The sequence below is a fragment of the Streptomyces sp. LX-29 genome, assembly GCF_029541745.1.
Taxonomy (GTDB): Bacteria; Actinomycetota; Actinomycetes; order Streptomycetales; family Streptomycetaceae; genus Streptomyces.
Window position 1 is genome coordinate 821,703 of sequence record NZ_CP089746.1, and the last position, 18,354, is coordinate 840,056.

The window sequence follows — 18,354 nt, forward strand, 5'->3', positions numbered from 1 at the left end:
GCTCACCCCATGCGCATCCGTGATCTTCTATCAATCGAGGTCGATACACCGTCAAAAATTAAACAGGAGACGGACATTCACGAAACAAGGCGCGCCCCGTAGCGACACTGTGCAATCCAAGGCTGTTAAGTTAGGCTTACCTAACTATCACGGGGAGGTTTCTCATGCCTGGGCATATACCGGACGGCCAAGGGGAGTTCGCGGGCCGGATCGCCCTCGTCACCGGCGCCGGCCAGGGCATCGGCGAGGCCGTGGCCCATGCGCTCGCCACCCTGGGCGCGCGCGTCGCCGCCACCGACCGGTCTCCGGACGGGATCGCCGCGCTGGCCGAGTCCTGGGCGAAGGAACGCGCGGCGAGCGGTGCGTCCGGCACCATCACCGCCTACGAACTCGACGTCACCGACGGGGCGGCCGTCGAGGCCACCGTCGAGACCGTCGAACGCGAACTGGGCCCCGTGGACACCCTGGTGAACGTCGCCGGAATCCTCCGCACCGCCGAGGCCGTCGAACTCACCGACCAGGACTGGGCGGACTCCTTCGCGGTCAACACCACGGGGGTCTTCCACACCTCCCGCGCGGTCGCCGCCAGGATGGCGACCCGGCGCTCCGGATGCATCGTCACCGTCGGCTCCAACGCGGCCGGCGTCCCCCGCACCGGCATGGCCGCTTACGCCGCGTCCAAGGCGGCCGCCACCATGTTCACCAAGTGCCTCGGCCTTGAGCTCGCCCGTAGCGGGGTGCGGTGCAACGTGGTCGCCCCCGGCTCGACCGACACCCCGATGCAGCGTCAGCTGTGGACCGGTCCGCAGTCGTCGCGCCGGGTCGTCGACGGCGACCCGGCGAGTTATCGCACCGGCATCCCGCTGGGACGGCTGGCGCAACCGCAGGACATCGCGGACGCCGTCGTCTTCCTCGCCTCCGACCGGGCCCGGCACATCACCATGCAGGACCTGTACGTCGACGGCGGCGCCACCCTGCGCTGACGGCACCGCCCGGCACCGCCCCGGGCTGCACGGCCCGCGTATGGCCCCGTATGGCCCGCGCATGGCCCTCACGCGGCCCCCGTACGGCCCTCGCACAGCCCCGTAGAGCGACCCCGACCACGACCGCGCGGCGGCGCGGGGGAACGGCGCACGCGCGCACCGGCGCGAGCTCGCGCCGTCTCCCCGCCCGCCCCCCCCGCCTCCCTCCGTCCCTTCCACCCCCGCCGACGCTTCCCGCGTACGCAACCGAGAATTGGAGCCCCCGTGTCGACGGCACCCGATGTCGCCACGCACGTCCCGACGGCCCACCCGGCACACCCCGCCGTGGGCGCGGCCACCGGCCTGCTCGACGCCTACACTCCGGGCGCGCGTTTCCTCGCCACCCCCACCAGGACCCTCCTCGCCCACGGCGTCCACACCGACGTCCCGCACGACGAGAGACCGTTGCCGCGGCGCGTCGCCGCGGCGCTCCGGGCCGCCGGCGCCGCGGGGCTGCCCTCGCCGGTCGTCATCGGCGCGGTGCCCTTCGACCAGAGCGCGCCGGCCGCGCTCGCCGTCCCCGCCACGCTCAGCAGCGCTCCGCCGCTCACCGCCGACCCGCTGATCGCGTTGCCCGCCACCACGGCCCCCGCGACCGACTGGGAGATCCGTCCGGTGCCGGCCCCCGAGGAGTACGGGGCGGGGGTCGCCGCGGCGGTGCGGCGGATGCGCGACGGGGAGTTCCGCAAGGTGGTGCTCGCCCGGACCCTCGAACTGCGCGCCCGCGGCCCGCGCGGACCGCTGGACGCCCCCGGCGGCCCGCTCGACGCCCCGCGCGACCCGCTGGAGGTCTCGCGCGGCTCCGTGGACGTGCCCGCGATGGTGCAGCGGCTGGCCCGCCGCGACCCCTCGGGGCACACCTTCGCGCTGCCTGTCGGCGCCGGGCGGACCCTGCTGGGGGCCAGTCCCGAACTGCTGGTCGCCCGGCGTGGCGACCGCGTGATCGCCAACCCGCTGGCCGGGTCCGCACCGCGCAGCACCGACCTCGCCGAGGACGTGCGGCGCGCCGCCGCGCTCCTGGAGTCGGCGAAGGACCTGCACGAGCACGCGGTCGTGGTGGATGCCGTCCGCGCGGCCCTCGCCCCGCACTGCGCGGCGCTGGACGTGCCCGCGCGGCCCACCCTGGTGCGCACCGCGACGATGTGGCACCTGTCCACCACCGTGACCGGAACCCTGGCTGCCCCGCGGGCCTCCGCCCTGGAGTTGGCCTGTGCGCTGCACCCCACGCCCGCCGTGTGCGGCACTCCGACGGCGACCGCGCGGGAGGTGATCCGCGAGACCGAACCGTTCGACCGGGGCTTCTTCACCGGGATGGTCGGCTGGGGCGACGCCTCCGGGGACGGCGAGTGGGTCGTCACGATCCGCTGTGCGGAGGCGGACCCCGAGGAGGGCGTGATGCGGCTGTACGCGGGCGCCGGGGTGGTGGCCGCCTCGCGGCCGGAGGACGAGACGGCCGAGACCGGCGCCAAGTTCCGCACCTTCCTGGACGCCGTGGGGGCGGAGGCGCACGCCGTGACCGCGGCGGAGACCGGCGTTCCGGCCGGCGCGACGGGGGTGGCCCGATGAGCTACCAGACCCCGACCTGGCCGGCCGAGTTCGCCGAGCGCTACCGCGCGGCCGGCTGGTGGCGCGGCGAGACGTTCGGACAGCTGCTGCGTGACCGCGCGGAGGCCCACCCCGACCGGATCGCGATCATCGATCCCCTGCGCGACCTCCGCTGGACCTACGGTGAGTTGGACCTCCGCGCGGACCGCCTCGCGGCCGGCTTCGCGGCCCGCGGCATCGCCCCCGGCGACAAGGTCGTGGTGCAGCTGCCGAACGTGGCCGAGTTCTTCGAGGTCGTCTTCGCCCTGTTCCGGATCGGCGCACTTCCGGTCTTCGCGCTCCCCGCGCACCGCGAGACGGAGATCGGCTACTTCTGCTCGTTCACCGAGGCGGCCGCGTACGTCATCTGGGCGGAGGACCGCGACCGCCCGGGCGACCGGTACGACTCGTTCGACTACCGGGGGCTGGCCGCGACGGTGCGGGACCAGGTGCCCACCCTGCGGCATGTCTTCGTCGCGGGCGACGGCGACCCCGGCGCGTTCGAAGCGCTGGCCGACGTGGCCGCCGACCCGGTGCCGTCGACCGGTCCGGCCCCCGGCGACCTGGCCTTCCTCCAGCTGTCCGGCGGCAGCACCGGCGTACCCAAGCTCATCCCGCGCACCCACGACGACTACATCTACTCGCTGCGCGGCTCCAACGAGATCTGCGGCGTCGACGAGCACAGCGTCTTCCTGTGTGTGCTCCCGGCCTCGCACAACTTCCCGCTCAGCTCCCCGGGCACGCTGGGCGCGCTGTACGCGGGCGCCCGGGTGGTGCTGTGCCCGCGGCCCGACCCGGAGACGGCCTTCCGGCTCATCGAGCGCGAGCGGGTCACCCTCACCGGGCTGGTGCCGCCGTTGGCGCTGCTGTGGACGGAGGCCGGCCGGCAGACCTCGTACGACCTGAGCAGCCTCCAGGTGCTGCTGGTGGGTGGGGCGAAGTTCAGCGAGGAGGCGGCGCGGCGGGTGCGCCCCTCGCTCGGCTGCACCCTCCAGCAGGTCTTCGGGATGGCCGAGGGGCTGGTCAACTACACCCGGCTGGACGACCCCGTGGAGACCATCGTCACCACCCAGGGCCGACCGATCTCCCCCGACGACGAGATCAGGATCGTCGACGACGAGGACGTCGAGGTGCCGGACGGCACGACCGGGCACCTGCTCACCCGCGGCCCGTACACCATCCGCGGCTACTGGATGGCCCCCGAGCACAACGCGCGGGCCTTCACCGAGGACGGCTTCTACCGCACCGGCGACATCGTGCGGCGCACCGAGACCGGGCACCTGGTGGTCGAGGGGCGGGCCAAGGACCAGATCAACCGCGGTGGCGAGAAGATCGCCGCCGAGGAGGTGGAGAACCACATCCTGGCCCACCCGGCGGTGCACGACGCCAACGTCGTGGCCGTACCCGACCCGTATCTGGGCGAACGCACCTGCGCCTATGTGATCCTGCGGGCCGACGCGGAGCCGGTGAAGCCGATCGCGATCAAGAAGTTCGTCCGCCAACGGGGTCTGGCCGCCTACAAGGTGCCCGACCGCGTGGAGTTCGTCGACGCCTTCCCGCAGACCGGGGTGGGGAAGGTGTCCAAGAAGGATCTGCGCGCCGCCGCGCGGACGCCCGATCCCCGGTGAGTCCCTTCACCTCCAACCCACCCGCTGTTCGAACGGAATACCCCACCATGGCCCTGCCCGCCATCGCCCCCTACCCCATGCCGTCGCCGGCCGAGCTGCCGGAGAACCGCGTCTCCTGGACCGTCGACGCGTCCCGCGCGGTGCTGCTGATCCACGATCTGCAGAACTACTTCCTCTCGGCGTTCACCGCCGACGCCTCGCCCGTCCCCGAACTCCTCGACCACGTCAGCCGCTTGAAGAAGGAGGCGGAGCGGCTGGGCGTGCCGGTCGTCTACACGGCGCAGCCGGGCGGCCAGACTCCGGTCGAGCGGGGGCTCCAGCAGGACTTCTGGGGGCCGGGGCTGCCGGCGGACCCGACGGCCTCGGCGATCGCGGAGCAGGTGGCGCCGGGTCCGGACGACACCGTGCTGACCAAGTGGAAGTACAGCGCCTTCGTCCGCACCGATCTGCTGGAGCAGCTCCACGAGCGGGGCCGCGACCAGCTCGTCATCACCGGCGTCTACGCCCACATCGGCGTGCTGATGACCGCCTGCGACGCGTGGATGCGGGACATCCAGGCGTTCGTGGTCGCCGACGCCGTGGCGGACTTCTCGGCGCGCGACCACCGCATGGCGCTGGAGTGGGCGGCCGGCAGGTGCGCCGTCGTCACCACCACCGACACGGTCTTCAAGGAGGACTGACCCCATGACGCTCACCCTGGAGCAACTGCGCGCCGACGTCGCCGACGTGCTGGGCGAGGAGCCCGCCGACATCCCCGACGACGAGAACCTCGTCGACTACGGCCTGGACTCGGTGCGGTTGATGACCCTCGTGGAGCGCTGGCGCCGCGACCACGGCGTCACGGTCGACCTCGCCGACCTGATGGAGCGGCCGGCGCTGGAGGAGTGGGGTCGGCTGCTGGGGGCCGCTGGATGACCTCGGTCCCCGGGCTGGCCGCCGGGCGGGCCGGGGGCGGCACCGGCTCCCCGGCCGCCGCACCCGCGCTGCCGCTGACCCTCGCGCAGTCCGCGCTGTGGCGCCGGCCCGGGCCGCCGCCCGGCAGCCCGGCGCGCGCCCTCGCCGACGTCACGGTGATCGACGGCCCGCTGGATCCGCCGCTGTTCGCCGCGGCGCTGCGGCGGGCCGTGTCCGAGGCGGACGCGCTGCGGGTGCGGATCGCGCCCGGCGCGGACGGCCTGCGCCAGGCGCCGATGGCGGACTGGCGGCGCGCCGCCCGGGCCGACGGCTCTCCTCCGCCCGGCGACGGTCCGGAAGGCCGCCCCCGGCCCCCGGCCGGAAGCCGGGGCGGCCCGCCGTCCGGAGCGTCCCGGCCGCCCGGCGGCCGGGACGGCTGGCGTTGTGTCGACCTCCGCGCGGAGCCCGATCCGGAGGCGGCCGCCGAGGCGTGGCAGGCGGCCTGGCTCGCGGAACCGTTCGACGTGGCGCGCGGGCCGCTGTTCGGGCACGCGCTGCTGCGCACCGCGGACCGGCGCTGGCACTGGTGCCAGCGCGCCCATCACGCGGTCACCGACGGCATAGGGCGCTCACTCCTGGCGGCGCGCGCCGCCGCCGTCTACAGCGCGCTGGTACGGGGCCGGCATCCGGGTCCCAGCCCGTTCACCCCGCTGCGGGAGCTGGTCGCGGCGGACATCGCCTACCGGGCCTCGCCGGAGTACACCGCCGATCTGGCGTACTGGCGGCGGGCCTTGGAAGGCGTGTCCCGGCGCCCGCGCGGCGTTCCCCGACGGCCGCGCGGCGGGCCGGGGCGCTCCGTGGCGCTCCGCCGCGCCACCTCTCTGTCAGCGACTGCCGCGGATCGGCTGCGGCAGACCGCGCGGTCGCTGGGCGTCGGCTGGCCCGACCTGGTGATCGCCACGGAGGCCCTCTACGCCGCGCGGACGGACGGCGTCGAGGAGGTCGTCCTGGGGCTGTCGCTCCCGGCTCGCACGGGACACACCCGCCACTCCCCCGGCCGCACCGCGCGCGTGCTGCCGCTGCGGCTGTCCGTGACCCCGGCCACCACGCTGGCGCAGCTGGCCCGGGAGGTCGTCCGGCGCGGCTCGGAGGCGCGCCGCCACCAGCTGTGCCACCCCGAGGACATCCGGCGCGCGGTGCGGTGGCCGGACGGTGCCCCGCTGGTCGGCACGGTGGTCCGGGTGCTGCCGTCCGGAGCCGGCCCGTCCTTCGCGGCCGCCTCCGCGCGGGTGCGCAACCTGTCCCGCGGCCCGGTCGAGGACCTGGCCCTGGGGGTCTACGACCACGTCGACGGCGAGCCGCTGCGGATCGAGCTGGACGGCGACGCGGAGCTGCACGGGGAGGAGGCGCTGGAGGCCCGGCTGGCGCGGTTCGCCGCGCTGCTGGAGGCGGTGGCCGCCTGCGATCCGCACGCGCCGCTGGCGGCGCTTCCGATGCTGACGCCCCGTGAGCGACCGTGGGTCCTGCTGGAGTTCAACGACACGGCGCACCTGGTGCCGCCGACGACCGCCATCGGCCCCACGGAGAGCCTGGCCGTCCGTACGCCGGAGGCCGTCGCGCTGGTCGACGGCGCCACGACGCTCACCTACGGCGAACTCCACGCCCGCGCCAACCGACTCGCCCGGCATCTGCGGGGCCAGGGGGTGCGCGCCGGCACCACCGTCGCCGTCGCGCTGCCGCTCTCACCCGTGTGGGTGGTTTCGCTACTCGCCGTCCTCAAAGCGGGCGCCGCGTTCACACCGTTTCCCGCGCGGGGCTGTGCGCATGTGCTGGCGGACGACGGCCGGTGGGAGGAGGTGCGCGCGCTCGGGCTGCCGTCGACCGACCCCCGGTCCGTCGAGCTCTCCGCCTACCCGGCGATCGTGCCGCCGCGCCCGCTCACCCCGCACCATCCGGCGCTGCTGCTGCGCGAGCCGCCCGGGGCTCCGGGCGGCGGAGCGGATTTGATCATTCCGCATGGCGCGCTCGACCAGCGCATACGGCAGTGGCAGCGGGAACGGCCACTCCGCGCGGGAGAACGGGTGGCCCTGGCGGCACCGACGGCACGCCCCCACCGCCCCGCGGACGAGCCGAACTCCGTTGATGGGAAAGCCCGTTGGGGCGCAGCTGCCTCCGACCAAGGACGCGTCGCCACCGGCGGGCCGGCGCTGGACGACCGGCGCGGTCTCGTCGCCCGCACCTGGGGCGCGGGCGGCCCCGCCGGACCGCAAACCTCCGGGCACCTCGAAGAGATCCTTCTCACGCTGAAGGCCCTGCGGGCGGGCGCCTGCCTCGTCCTCGGCGCCCCCGCCGCGGCGCTTCCGGAGGCCGACGGACGCGCCCCGCTGGACGGCCCCTGGGGGCCGCCCTGGAACACCCGGCTGTACATCCTCGACGCCGCCCTCCAGCCGTGCCCGCCGGGCGTGGTGGGGGATGTGTACGTCGCGGGAGACCGGCTCGCCTCGGGTTACGCGCGCCGCGCCGCGCTCACCGCCCTGCGCTTCGTGGCCGATCCCTACGGCCCGCCCGGCGGTCGGATGCACCGCACCGGCGAACGCGCGCGCTGGACCGGCGACGGCGCTGTCCAGCGCGTTCGCACTGCTGAGCGCCTTGTCGGCGACTCCGGGGAGCACTAAGGTCACAGGGCCTTGGTGCACGGGAAACCGGTGAAGAACCGGTGCGGCCCTCGCCACTGTGATCGGGAAAGTCCGGCTCCATCCCCCCGGGGGAAGCCACTGGGACGCCGAGGGAGACCTCGGCGCCTGGGAAGGCGGAGTCCGGACGCCTCACCCGTCAGCCAGGAGACCGGCCAGGGCGCGTTGTCCATCCACGAGGTGCTGGAGAGGTCTCCCGACACATGCACATAGCCGAGGGTTATCTGCCACCAGGGCACGCGGCCGCCTGGGCCGCCGCGTCCGCCCCGTTCGTCATCCACGGCGTGCGCTCCCTGACCCGCGAGGTCAAGGCCCACCCCGAATCCACCCTGCTGCTCGGCGCGTCCGGCGCCTTCACCTTCGTCCTCTCCGCGCTCAAGATCCCATCGGTGACGGGGAGCTGCTCCCACCCCACCGGTACCGGGCTCGGCGCGATCCTGTTCCGACCACCGGTGATGGCGGTGCTCGGCACCATCACCCTGCTCTTCCAGGCGTTGCTGCTGGCCCACGGCGGGCTGACCACGCTCGGCGCCAACGTCTTCTCCATGGCCGTCGTCGGCCCCTGGGCCGGATACGGCGTGTACTGGCTGCTCCGGCGTTTCGAACTGCCGCTGATGGTCTGCGTGTTCTTCGGGGCCTTCATGGCCGACCTGATCACGTACTGCGTCACCACCGTCCAGCTGGCCCTCGCCTTCCCCGACCCGAGCAGTGGATTCGCCGGCGCGCTGGCCAAGTTCGGCGGCATCTTCGCGGTCACCCAGATCCCGCTCGCGGTCAGCGAGGGGCTGCTCACCGTGCTCGTGATGCGGCTTCTGGTGCAGTCCAGCAAGGGCGAGCTCACCCGGCTCGGCGTGCTGCTCCAGAGCGGTGCCGCGGGCCGGGACGGAGCGGCCGGCAAGGGTGACAAGGGCGACAAGGGCGAGACGAAGGAGGCCATGGCCTGATGAGCCGTAACGCCAAGATCAATTCGCTGCTGCTGCTCGTCGTCGCCGCCCTGGCCGTCCTCCCGATCGCCCTCGGCATGGGCGACCACAAGGAGGAGCCGTTCACCGGGGCCGACGCCCAGGCGGAGACCGCGATCACCGAGAACAAGCCGGACTACGAGCCGTGGTTCACCCCGCTGTACGAGCCGCCGTCCGCCGAGATCGAGTCAGCGCTGTTCGCGCTCCAGGCCGCGATCGGCGCCGGCGTCGTGGCGTTCTACTTCGGACTGCGCAAGGGACGCCGGCAGGGCGAGGCCCGCGCGGCCGAGGCCGCCGCCGGGGACTCCCTCACCGAAGCCCGCGCGGAGGCGGTCACCGCCACCGCCGGGGCCTCGCACGGAGCGGCCGCGGGCGCCGGCAAGGCCGAGGCCGAGGCCACCGCGCCCGGCAGCGCCGAGCCCGCGGCCGGCGAGCGGCCCGAAGCCGCGCGCCCCTAGCGGCGCCCGATGCTGCCGATCGACGCGGCGGCGCACAGCAGTCGCTGGCGCCGCCGCCATCCTGTGGACAAGGCCGTCCTGGGCATGGGCCTGACCTTCTGCGCGGTGGGCCTGCCGCCGTGGCCGGGCGGCCCGCTGGTGGCCGCGGCCACCCTCGCCCTGCTGCTGGGTCCGGCCGGCGTGGAACCGCGCCAGCTGTGGCGGGCGTTCCGGGTGCCGCTGGGCTTCTGCGTCACCGGCGCACTCCCGCTGCTGTTCGCGGTGGGCGGCGGGGACGGCTGGGTCTCGCTCGCCCCGGACGGGCCGCGGCACGCCGCCGAGCTGCTGCTGCGCACCTCCGCCGCCTCCCTGGGCGTCCTGCTGTTCGCCTTCACCACGCCCGTCTCGGACGTCCTGCCGCGGCTGGTGCGGGCGGGGGTGCCCGCGCCCGTGGTGGACGTCGCGCTGGTGATGTACCGCATCACCTTCCTGCTGCTGGACTCCATGCAGCAGGTGCGCGAGGCGCAGGCCGCGCGGCTGGGCCACACCACCCGCGCCGCCACCTGGCGGTCGCTGGCTGGCCTGGGGGCGACGGTCTTCGTCCGCGCCTTCGACCGGGCCGGTCGGATGCAGGCGGGCCTCGCGGGGCGCGGCTACGACGGCACCCTGCGCGTCCTGCTGCCCACCGCGCGGATCTCCGGCCGCTTCCTCGCCGCGACCGCCGCGCTACTGACCGGGCTGATCGCGCTCACGCTCGTACTCGAAAGGTTCGTCGCATGACCGGCACGACCGATCCCGTGACCCCGAAGCCCGTCGTGGAGCTCGTCCGCGCGGGATACGCCTACGAGGACGGCCCGGCCGTGCTGGAGGACGTCGACTTCACCGTCCCCGAAGGCCGCACCATGGCCCTGCTGGGCCGCAACGGCAGCGGCAAGACCACGCTGATGCGGCTGCTCAGCGGCGGACTCCAGTGCCGCTCCGGGCAACTGCTGCTGGACGGCACCCCGGTGACGTACGACCGCAAGGGGCTGACCCGGCTGCGCACCACCGTGCAACTGGTGGTGCAGGACCCGGACGACCAGCTGTTCGCCGCCTCGGTGAGCCAGGACGTGTCCTTCGGCCCGATGAACCTGGGGCTGTCGGAGGCCGAGGTCGCCGAGCGGGTCGAGGAGTCCCTGGAGGCGCTGGACATCACCGCGCTGCGGGACCGGCCCACACATCTGCTGTCCTACGGGCAGCGCAAGCGGGCCGCGATCGCGGGCGCGGTGGCGATGCGGCCCCGGCTGCTGATCCTGGACGAGCCCACCGCGGGGCTCGACCCGCACGGCCAGGAGCGGCTGCTGGACGTCCTCGGCGGGCTCCAGCGCTCCGGCACCACCGTGCTGATGGCCACCCACGACGTGGACCTCGCGCTGCGCTGGGCGGACGACGTGGCCGTGCTGACCCCGGCCGGGCTGCGCACCGGCCCGACCGGGGAGGTCCTCGCCGACCAGGAGCTGCTGGAGGCGGCCCGGCTGTGCAGGCCATGGGGCACCGCGGTGGCCGCGGTGCTGCGCGCCCACGGCCTGCTCGACGCGGCGGAGGCCGGCCCCCGCACGCCGGAGGAGCTGGGCGACTGGGTCGCCCGGCGGCCTACAGCTCCGTCCAGGTGAAGGCGACCTTGTCGCCCGCCTTGATCCGGAACTGGCAGCCGCCCACGGGGGTCGCGGTGCCGTTCACGGCGATGTTCCAGTAGGCCTCGTTACCGCCGTTCTTGCCCGCGATGGTGGAGACGAAGTAGTCGTCGAAGGACGGGTACCAGACGCCGTCCCAGGTGAAGCCCTTCTTCTTGGCGGCGTCGTCGAGGGCGGCGGTCGGGGTGGCGCCCGGCTTCGGGTTGGCGCCGTTGTTGGTGCCGTCGCACCTGTGGGTGCCGCCGGAGGCGGTGGTGACGGTGTGCCCGGTGGTCTTGATGGAGCCGTTGAAAATCGTCGAGTTGTTCGGGCCCTTGACCGTCAGCGTGACGGTGATCGGGGCGTTGACGGCCGTTCTCGCCGACGCCGGGGCGGACGATGCCGGGGCGGACTGCGCCTGGGCCTGGGCGGAGGCGGCGGTGAGGGCGAGGCCGAGCACGGCGGTGACGACGGCGGCGCGGCGGGTGCGGATCTGACGCATGGACGGTGCCTTCCTGGGGTTTCGTGTGGGTCGGTGACCGCGGAGCGGTCTGGGGAGCGGTGGTCTTGGTGCTCAGCCGCGGTCGCGGCGGGCGCGGGCGAGGGTGACGGCGGTGGCACCGGTCAGCAGCAGGGCCGCGGAGCCCACGGCGTACGGCAGGGCCGCCGAGCCGGTGTCGGCGAGGCTGCCGCCGCCCCCGGTCCCGCCGGTGGCGTCCCCGGACCCGCCGCCGGTGGTGCCGCCGGTGCCCGTGCCGCCCGTGCTCGCCGTGCCGCCGGAGGCACCACCCGTCGTGCCGCCGCCGGTGGTGCCGCCCGAGGAGTCGTCGGACGGGCTCGGGGTGGGCGTGGGGTCGGTGGAGCCGGAGGTGCCGGCGTCGGTGCCGGACCCGTCGCCGCCCCCGTCGGTGGAGCCGGAGGTGCCGCCCCCGTTCCCGCCGGAGTCACCGCCCGTACCGCCGCCGTCGGTGCCGCCACCGTTCGTGCCGCCCCCGTCGGTGCCGCCGCCGTTCGTGCCACCGTTCGTGCCGCCCGAGGTGTCGCCTCCCGGCGCGCAGGCGATCGGCTCCAGCACGTCGGCGCCCTTGGTGCCGTCGACCTGGGCGAGGGAGACCGCCGCCAGCGCCGGGACCGCCTGGGCGGTGGCGCGCAGCTCGCTGCCGTCGATCTTGGGTTCGAGGTAGCCGACCGCGCCGCGGTCGGCGGCCGGGGCCGAGCAGCCCAGCTGACGGCTCCGCAACCAGGCGATGCCCTTCCCCGCGGCCTCGATCCGGCCGCCGGCGACCAGCGCCTGCACATCCAGGGCGGTGGTGTTGGAGTTGCCGGTGCCGGCGCCGAAGCTGTTGTCGCCGAAGCCGCCATCGGGGAGCTGCTGCTTCTCCAGCCAGTCCAGCGCGGGCTTGGCGTCCGCGGTGCGGCCGGCGCCCAGCAGCGCCTGGACGGCCAGACCGGTGCTGTCCGTGTGGGACCTGCACTTGGCCGGGTCGGACTTGAAGAACAGCGGAAAGCCGCCGTCCGCGCAGCGCGAGGCGGCGAGGAAGTCGACCGCCTTGGCGGGCAGGCCGCCGGTGCGCTGGAGGGCGAGGATCGCCAGCGACTGGGTGAACTGGTTGGACATGTCGCCGCCGGGCAGGTCGTCGGTGAAGCGGCCGTTGTCCTGCAGCCGGCCCGACAGCGTCGCCACCAGGTCGACGCCGCCGAACTTCCTGGGGTCCCGCCCCTCGATGACGGCGACCAGGGCGAGCTTGGCGGTGCCGCCGGCGAAGACCTTGCCGGGGGTGCCCCGGGTGACGTACGCCTCGGCGTTGTCCGCGAGCCAGTCGGTGGCCTTGGCCGCGGTCGCCCTGCCGGTGCCGGTGGCCGCGATGCCCATGACGATGTCGGCGGTCAGGCCGTGGTCGCCCTTGGCGTGGGCGCCGTCGGTGAGCTTGGAACCCATCCAGGTGGCGGCCGCGTTGGCCGGGGAGGTGAGGCCGGCTCCGGTCGGGGAGCCGATGCCGACTCCGGTCGGGGAGCCGATGCCGGCTCCGGTCGGGGCGGCCGGGTCAGCCTGTGCGGCCCCCGGCAGCAGCAGGGCCGTCACCAGCGCGGCCGCGGGCAGGGCGGCCGCCGTTCTCAGCCGGGTGGACAGGGGCATGCGTGAGCTCCTTGTTCAGGTGTTCTCCGGCCCGGCCCCGGGCCGGGTCGGACGCCGGGGTGGGCGGGGCGGAGGCGGGGGTGACGGTGACCGGGGCGCCGAAGGCGGCGCGACGGGCCGCGCGACGCAGCACCGCCAACACGGCGGGGCCGAGGGTGACGATGGCGATCAGATTGGTGATCGCACGTCCGGTGTCCCAACCGAAGGTGGACGTGACGAGGGTGAAGACGGCGAACCGGTGCAGGTTCTCCAGGACCGGGGCGCCGGGTTCGAAGGACAGCTGGGTGTCGGGCCCGGCGGTGAACGGCCAGAACCACATGTTGAGCAGGAAGCCGTAGGCGTAGGCGACCAGCACCCCGTAGGCGGCGAGCATGGCGATCTCGGCCCGGCCGGTGGGGCGCCGCGGCAGCAGTCCGGCGCCCAGCCCGATCCAGCCGGCGGCGATCATCTGGAACGGCAGCCAGGGGCCGACCCCGGCGGTCAGCAGCGCGGAGGCGAACAGCGAGGTGGCGCCCAGCACGAAGCCGAAGCCGGGCCCGAAGACCCGGCCCGCCAGCACCAGCAGGAAGAAGACCGTCTCGATGCCCGCCGTCCCCGCGCCCAGGGGCCGCAGCCCGGCGTTGACCGCGGACAGCACCCCGAGCATGGCCAACGCCTTGGTGTCGATACCACCCGAGGACATCTCGGCCAGGACGACGGCCAACAGCACCGGCATGGTCAACACGAAGATCAGCGCGGCGTCGGAGGTGTGCGCCGTCGCCTCGGGGCCGGGCGCCGCGAAGAGCGGCCAGAAGAACATCGCCAGCCCGGCGACGCTGGCCAGCGCCAGCACGAGGGCGGTACGCCCCCCGACGCGCAACACGGGCACCCGCGCGGCGCGCTCCGCCACCGCGCGGCCGCGCCCCGCCGCCGCGCCGTCCACCTGCGGCAGCGGGCAGTCCGATTCCGCGTCCGCGCCCCTCTCCCGCTCCGGCACCGCGCGGTCCGGCGACGCGGCTGCACGATGGAGCCCCGGTGTCGCGCGGTCCGACCCAGGCACTTTGTGGTCCGGCCTCAACGCCTCACGGTCCAACCCCCGCACCGCGCGGTACGACCCGGGCACCTCGTGGTCCGGCCTCAACGCCTCATGGTCCAAGCCCCGCACCGCGCGGTACGACCCGGACGCCTCACGGTCCAGCCCCGCCACCGAGCCGTCCAGCCCCTCCACCGAGCCGTCTGGCCCCGCCACCCGGCCGTCCGGCGGCACGGACTCCGCGCGGTCGCGCGGTCGGTCGTTCGGAGCGCCTCTCCGAGGCTCGCCGTCACGACCGTGTGGCTCGGCGGCGGCCTCGCCTTCTCCGGCGACCTGGGAGCCGCGGGTCTCGCTCATACGGGCGCCTCCAGCGCGTCGCGCACCTGCTCGACGGTGAGCCACTCCTGGGGGCTGAGCACCTTGGCCACCTGGGGGGCGAAGGCCGGGGAGGCGACGACGACGTCGGGGGTGGCGCCGTCGGCGACGATCTCGCCCTCGGCCAGCACCACCACCCGATCGGCGGCCCGCGCGGTGAACTCCACGTCATGGGTGGCGACCACCACGGCCCGCCCCTCGGCGGCCAGTCGGCGTACGAGCGCGGTGAACGCCTCCTTGGCGTGGTAGTCCAGCCCCCTGGTCGGCTCGTCCAGCAGCACCACCCCGGGAGCGGCGGTCAGTTGGACCGCCAGCACCAGGGCCAGCCGCTGGCCCTCCGACAGGTCGCGCGGGTGGCGGTCGCCGGGGATGCCCGGGGCCAGCGCGTCCAGCAGCCCGCGGCAGGCCCCGGAGGCGGCCCGCGACTCGGCGTCGGCCTGAGCGCACTCGGCGGCCACCGTCTCCAGGTAGAGCAGGTCACTCGCGGTCTGCGGCACCAGTCCCACCAGCGAGCGGGCGACCCGGGCGGACACCTCTCCGGGGTCCTTCCCCGCCACGTCCACCCGGCCGGAACGGCGCGGTCCGGAGCCCTGGAGCGCCCACAGCAGGGACGACTTGCCGGAGCCGTTGCGCCCCATGAGGGCGGTGACCTCGCCGCGGCGTAGCCGCAGGTCCACCTCCCGTACGGCGACGGTGTCGCCGTAGGCCACCACGAGCCGCCGCGCGGTGAGCGCCGGCTCCCCGGGCGGGGCGGGCGCCGGCCGCGGCGGAGCGTCGGCGAGCCGTGCGCGCAGCCCGGCCGCCCGGCGACGGGCGTCGCGCACGGACAGCGGCAGCGGCTCCCAGCCGGCGAGCCGGCCGAGGCGCACCACCGGGGGCGCGACGTCGGACTCGCGCATCAGCTCGGCCGGTTCGCCCTCGCGGATCCGCCCGTCGACGCCGACCTGCACGAGTCGGTCGGCGTACTGGAGCACCCGCTCCATGCGGTGCTCGGCGACCAGGACGGTGGTGCCCAGGTCGTGCACCAGTCGGGTGATGGCGGCGAGCACCTCCTCGGCGGCCGTGGGGTCGAGCGCCGAGGTGGGCTCGTCCAGCACCAGCACGCGCGGATGGGCGGTGAGCACGGCCCCGATGGCGACCCGCTGCTGCTGCCCGCCGGAGAGGGTGCGGAGCGGACGGTGCCGCAGCTCGGCGATGCCCAGCAGGTCCAGGGTCTCCTCGACGCGCTTGCGCATGGTCTCCGGCGGAATCGCCAACTGCTCCATGGCGTAGGCGAGCTCCTCCTCGACCGTGTCGGTGACGAACCCGGCCAGCGGGTCCTGGCCGACCACGCCGACCAGGTGCGCGAACTCCTGCGGCGGCCGGTCCTCGGTGCCGATGCCGTCGACGCTGACCCGGCCCCGCAGATGGCCGCCGGTGAAGTGCGGCACCAGTCCGTTGACCGCGCCCAGCAGCGTGGACTTGCCCGCTCCGGTCCGTCCGGTGACCAGGCACAGCTCGCCCTCGCCGATGTGCAGGTCCACTTCGCGCAGCGCGGGGCGCACGGCTCCGGTGTAGCTGAAGGTCACCTGGTCGAAGCGGATCACGCGACGGTCTCCCGGAGGTTCTGGCGGTCGTGGGGGTGCTGGGGGTCGTGGGGGTTCTGGCGGTCGTGGGGGTGCCGGCGGTCGTCGTGGGGGTGCTGAGGGCCGTCGGGAAGCCGGCGGTCGTCCCGCCCGGTCCCGGTGGGGCTCGGCAGCGGGCGGGGCGGGGCGGGCGTCAGCCAGGCGGGCAGCGCGCCCAGCAGCACCGCCAGCGCGGGCAGCGGCTCCACCTCGGGCCAGGTCAGCGGTGACAGCGAGGGGTAGAGGGAGGCGGCGTCGGTGCGCGAGACGACGTACATCAGGACGGCCGCGGCGATGCCGGAGGCAGCGGTGAGCCACTCGGCGGCGCGCCAGGGATCCGGCCGGTAGCTGGAGCGGCTGACCCGTCGGCCGCCGAGGGCGAACCCGCAGCCGGCAAGCGCCAGCCCGGCCAGCAGCAGCGGGGTGCCGAGGTACGGCGGGGTGCTGGCGCCCATCGCCCCGTACAGCCCGGCGCACACGCCCAGCAGGCCGCAGACGACCAGCGTGCCGGTGAGCCGTCGGGCGCGCGGTGCGGTGCGTCCGGTGCGGCCGTACCCGTGCGAGGCCATGGCGGCTGCCAGGGCCAGCGAGCGGTTCATCGCGTCCTCCAGGACGGGGATCACGATGCCGCGCAGCGCGCCGACACCCTTGCCCTGCCCGCCCCTCAGCAGTCGTGCCCGGCGCACCCGTTGGACGCTCTCGACGAGCTGGGGCGCCACGGTGAGGGTGATGACGACGGCGGTGCCGACCTCGTAGAGCGCGCCGGGCAGGGCCTTGAGCATCCGCTTGGGATTGGCCAGGGCGTTGGCCGCGCCCACGCAGATCACCATGGTGGCCAGCCTCAGTCCGTCGTAGAGCCCGCCCAGCAGCTGTTCGGCGGCGACCGGGCCGAACAGCCGGATGCCGGCGGCCCAGTGGGGCAGTGGGATCTCGGGCAGGGTGAAGAGGACGGTGTCCCCCTGCCCGCCGCCGAAGACGATCCTGAAGACCACCCGCATGACGACGATGAAGGCGCCGAGCAGCAGATACATCCGGAAGGCCAGGGCCCAGGGCGCGTCGGTGCGGCGCTGGGCCACCACCAGCGCCGCCACCGCGAGGATCATCAGCAGCAGCACCGGGTTGGCGGTGCGGCCGGCGGTGGCGGCCAGCCCGAGCGCCCAGAGCCACCAGGCACCGGGGTGGACCGCCCGGGGCAGGGGGCGGAGCCGTGCGATCACCGGGTGCGGTCCTGCGTGCCCGCCGCGCGGCGGCGCCAGGCGGTGACGCCCGCGAAGGCGGCCAGGGCGGCCGCGGCGCCGGCTCCGAGCAGGGTTCCGGTGGGGATGTCGCTGTCGTGGGCGGCGGTCTCCACCGGCTGCTCCTCGCCGCCGGTCCAGTCGGCGGCCTCGGTCGGGCTGGGCGGCGCCTTGGGGTCGGACGGGGCGGCCGGGCCCGCGGCGGAGGGGGAGCCGCTCGGGCGCGCCCGGCCCGCCGGTCCCTCCTCGTCGGCCTGCCGCTCGCCCCCGTCGCGGGCGGCGTCCGGGTCGTCGGCGTCGGCGTCGTCGGTCTGGTCCTGATCACCGGAGGCGGGTCGCCGGTCGGGCCGCTCGTCTCCGGTCCGCGGCGCGTCCTCGGCGCCTCCGTCGCCGCCCCGGCCCGCGCCGTTGCCCGGGTCCGTGCCCGGAGCCGGGCCCGGGTCCACACCGTCGCCCTGACCGGAGCCGGAACCCCCGCCGCCGGGCTGGGGCTTGGAGGGCGGTGCGGGCGGGGTGGACGGGGCGGGCCGCCGGGGCGCGACGCGGGGCTCGGCCGCCTCGTCCGCCTCCCGGTCGAGCGAGAACGACCATCCTTCGAAGCTGCCGGTGGGCGGGGTGCGGTAGGTGGCGCCGTACTGGCTGTAGCTCCACCGGCCGCCGTTGGGCGCGTGCCAGTACGACCAGTAGGCCCGGGTCGGCGGGGTGTCGATGCACGGCTCGCTCTCCGGCCCCGGCTTGTTCTCCAGCCGGCAGATGAATGCCTCGCCCCACCGGTTGGTGCCGGTGACGTGGATGCCCGCGGCCTTCAGGGCTGCCAGCCCGGTGGCCTGGCGGCCCACCGCGCAGCGCACGATGGTGGTGCCGCCCAGCTCGCGGAAGTCGACGACGACGGTGACGCCGTTCGCGTCGGGGCAGAAACCGGGCCGTCCGCGGCTGGTGTCCACGGCGGCGGCGCTTCCGGCCGCCGCGAGCCCCCACCCGGCCACGGCGAACAGCAGCGCGAGCACGGCGAGGTACGCGCGTAACGCACGGGCCATCTGAGGGAGCCCTTCGGTCCGGGGCCCGAGTCGAGGCGTCCCCGCGCGCCCTCGCCGCGACGACGCGGAACCGAGGGGCTCA

General features: G+C 75.2%; 15 protein-coding genes, 1 pseudogene and 1 riboswitch. Of the genes and pseudogenes, 10 read left to right on the top strand and 6 right to left on the bottom strand.

Features of this window, described 5'->3' with window-relative positions; genetic code table 11:
* Positions 1–164: 164 nt before the first annotated feature.
* The 10 genes and pseudogenes from LRS74_RS03650 (at position 165) to LRS74_RS03695 (ending at position 10,872) form a co-directional block, all read left to right on the top strand.
* Positions 165–983 carry a 2,3-dihydro-2,3-dihydroxybenzoate dehydrogenase gene (locus LRS74_RS03650; protein ID WP_277739615.1) on the top strand — a complete coding sequence of 273 codons (819 nt, stop codon included), beginning with the start codon at positions 165–167 and terminating at the stop codon, positions 981–983.
* A 264-nt stretch (positions 984–1,247) separates the two neighbouring features.
* A pseudogene (locus LRS74_RS03655) lies at positions 1,248–2,525 on the top strand (isochorismate synthase); the annotation flags it as partial.
* A 59-nt stretch (positions 2,526–2,584) separates the two neighbouring features.
* On the top strand, positions 2,585–4,234 hold the full coding sequence (locus LRS74_RS03660; RefSeq protein ID WP_277739617.1) for a (2,3-dihydroxybenzoyl)adenylate synthase: 1,650 nt from the start codon (positions 2,585–2,587) through the stop codon (positions 4,232–4,234).
* 47 nt (positions 4,235–4,281) lie between these two features.
* Positions 4,282–4,914: an isochorismatase family protein gene (locus LRS74_RS03665; RefSeq protein ID WP_277739618.1), complete on the top strand. Its 633-nt coding sequence runs from the start codon at positions 4,282–4,284 to the stop codon at positions 4,912–4,914.
* A 4-nt stretch (positions 4,915–4,918) separates the two neighbouring features.
* Positions 4,919–5,149, top strand: coding sequence for a phosphopantetheine-binding protein (locus tag LRS74_RS03670; protein ID WP_277739619.1), 231 nt, complete (start codon positions 4,919–4,921; stop codon positions 5,147–5,149).
* Complete coding sequence (locus LRS74_RS03675; RefSeq protein ID WP_277739620.1) at positions 5,146–7,803, top strand: condensation domain-containing protein; 2,658 nt, start codon at positions 5,146–5,148, stop codon at positions 7,801–7,803. Before LRS74_RS03670 ends, LRS74_RS03675 begins: the two co-directional genes overlap by 4 nt.
* Positions 7,800–7,996: riboswitch (cobalamin riboswitch) on the top strand. Its footprint overlaps the gene before it by 4 nt.
* A gap of 28 nt (positions 7,997–8,024) precedes the next feature.
* Positions 8,025–8,765 carry an energy-coupling factor ABC transporter permease gene (locus tag LRS74_RS03680; RefSeq protein ID WP_277739621.1) on the top strand — a complete coding sequence of 247 codons (741 nt, stop codon included), beginning with the start codon at positions 8,025–8,027 and terminating at the stop codon, positions 8,763–8,765.
* Positions 8,765–9,241: an energy-coupling factor ABC transporter substrate-binding protein gene (locus LRS74_RS03685; protein WP_277739622.1), complete on the top strand. Its 477-nt coding sequence runs from the start codon at positions 8,765–8,767 to the stop codon at positions 9,239–9,241. Before LRS74_RS03680 ends, LRS74_RS03685 begins: the two co-directional genes overlap by 1 nt.
* Positions 9,242–9,250: 9 nt before the next feature.
* The gene (cbiQ, locus tag LRS74_RS03690) at positions 9,251–10,000 is read left to right on the top strand and encodes a cobalt ECF transporter T component CbiQ (RefSeq protein WP_277739623.1); all 750 of its coding nucleotides are present in this window, start codon (positions 9,251–9,253) and stop codon (positions 9,998–10,000) included.
* A complete protein-coding gene (locus LRS74_RS03695; protein ID WP_277739624.1) occupies positions 9,997–10,872 on the top strand; it encodes an ATP-binding cassette domain-containing protein in 876 nt (291 codons plus the stop codon). Before cbiQ ends, LRS74_RS03695 begins: the two co-directional genes overlap by 4 nt.
* On the opposite strand, the gene LRS74_RS03700 is transcribed toward LRS74_RS03695, so the two are convergent.
* The 6 genes from LRS74_RS03700 to LRS74_RS03725 form a co-directional block, all read right to left on the bottom strand.
* A complete protein-coding gene (locus LRS74_RS03700) occupies positions 10,853–11,374 on the bottom strand; it encodes a DUF4430 domain-containing protein (protein WP_277739625.1) in 522 nt (173 codons plus the stop codon). The two genes, LRS74_RS03695 and LRS74_RS03700, sit on opposite strands and share 20 nt — an antisense overlap.
* Positions 11,375–11,446: 72 nt before the next feature.
* Entirely contained in the window at positions 11,447–13,009 is a 1,563-nt protein-coding gene (locus LRS74_RS03705) for a prenyltransferase/squalene oxidase repeat-containing protein (protein ID WP_277739626.1), read from the bottom strand.
* The gene (locus LRS74_RS03710) at positions 12,918–14,378 is read right to left on the bottom strand and encodes an ECF transporter S component (protein WP_347178091.1); all 1,461 of its coding nucleotides are present in this window, start codon (positions 14,376–14,378) and stop codon (positions 12,918–12,920) included. Before LRS74_RS03710 ends, LRS74_RS03705 begins: the two co-directional genes overlap by 92 nt.
* Positions 14,375–15,982, bottom strand: a complete 1,608-nt coding sequence (locus LRS74_RS03715; RefSeq protein WP_277739627.1) for an ABC transporter ATP-binding protein — start codon at positions 15,980–15,982, stop codon at positions 14,375–14,377. Before LRS74_RS03715 ends, LRS74_RS03710 begins: the two co-directional genes overlap by 4 nt.
* Complete coding sequence (locus LRS74_RS03720; protein WP_277739628.1) at positions 15,979–17,217, bottom strand: energy-coupling factor transporter transmembrane component T; 1,239 nt, start codon at positions 17,215–17,217, stop codon at positions 15,979–15,981. Before LRS74_RS03720 ends, LRS74_RS03715 begins: the two co-directional genes overlap by 4 nt.
* Complete coding sequence (locus LRS74_RS03725; protein ID WP_277739629.1) at positions 17,214–18,272, bottom strand: hypothetical protein; 1,059 nt, start codon at positions 18,270–18,272, stop codon at positions 17,214–17,216. Before LRS74_RS03725 ends, LRS74_RS03720 begins: the two co-directional genes overlap by 4 nt.
* Positions 18,273–18,354: the final 82 nt, after the last annotated feature.

Bases quoted from the DNA above. Each gene is read 5' to 3' on its own strand.
- LRS74_RS03650 (WP_277739615.1), top strand. From the start codon at position 165: ATGCCTGGGCATATACCGGACGGCCAAGGGGAGTTCGCGGGCCGGATC.
- LRS74_RS03660 (WP_277739617.1), top strand. From the start codon at position 2,585: ATGAGCTACCAGACCCCGACCTGGCCGGCCGAGTTCGCCGAGCGCTAC.
- LRS74_RS03665 (WP_277739618.1), top strand. From the start codon at position 4,282: ATGGCCCTGCCCGCCATCGCCCCCTACCCCATGCCGTCGCCGGCCGAG.
- LRS74_RS03670 (WP_277739619.1), top strand. From the start codon at position 4,919: ATGACGCTCACCCTGGAGCAACTGCGCGCCGACGTCGCCGACGTGCTG.
- LRS74_RS03675 (WP_277739620.1), top strand. From the start codon at position 5,146: ATGACCTCGGTCCCCGGGCTGGCCGCCGGGCGGGCCGGGGGCGGCACC.
- LRS74_RS03680 (WP_277739621.1), top strand. From the start codon at position 8,025: ATGCACATAGCCGAGGGTTATCTGCCACCAGGGCACGCGGCCGCCTGG.
- LRS74_RS03685 (WP_277739622.1), top strand. From the start codon at position 8,765: ATGAGCCGTAACGCCAAGATCAATTCGCTGCTGCTGCTCGTCGTCGCC.
- cbiQ (WP_277739623.1), top strand. From the start codon at position 9,251: ATGCTGCCGATCGACGCGGCGGCGCACAGCAGTCGCTGGCGCCGCCGC.
- LRS74_RS03695 (WP_277739624.1), top strand. From the start codon at position 9,997: ATGACCGGCACGACCGATCCCGTGACCCCGAAGCCCGTCGTGGAGCTC.
- LRS74_RS03700 (WP_277739625.1), bottom strand. From the start codon at position 11,374: ATGCGTCAGATCCGCACCCGCCGCGCCGCCGTCGTCACCGCCGTGCTC.
- LRS74_RS03705 (WP_277739626.1), bottom strand. From the start codon at position 13,009: ATGCCCCTGTCCACCCGGCTGAGAACGGCGGCCGCCCTGCCCGCGGCC.
- LRS74_RS03710 (WP_347178091.1), bottom strand. From the start codon at position 14,378: ATGAGCGAGACCCGCGGCTCCCAGGTCGCCGGAGAAGGCGAGGCCGCC.
- LRS74_RS03725 (WP_277739629.1), bottom strand. From the start codon at position 18,272: ATGGCCCGTGCGTTACGCGCGTACCTCGCCGTGCTCGCGCTGCTGTTC.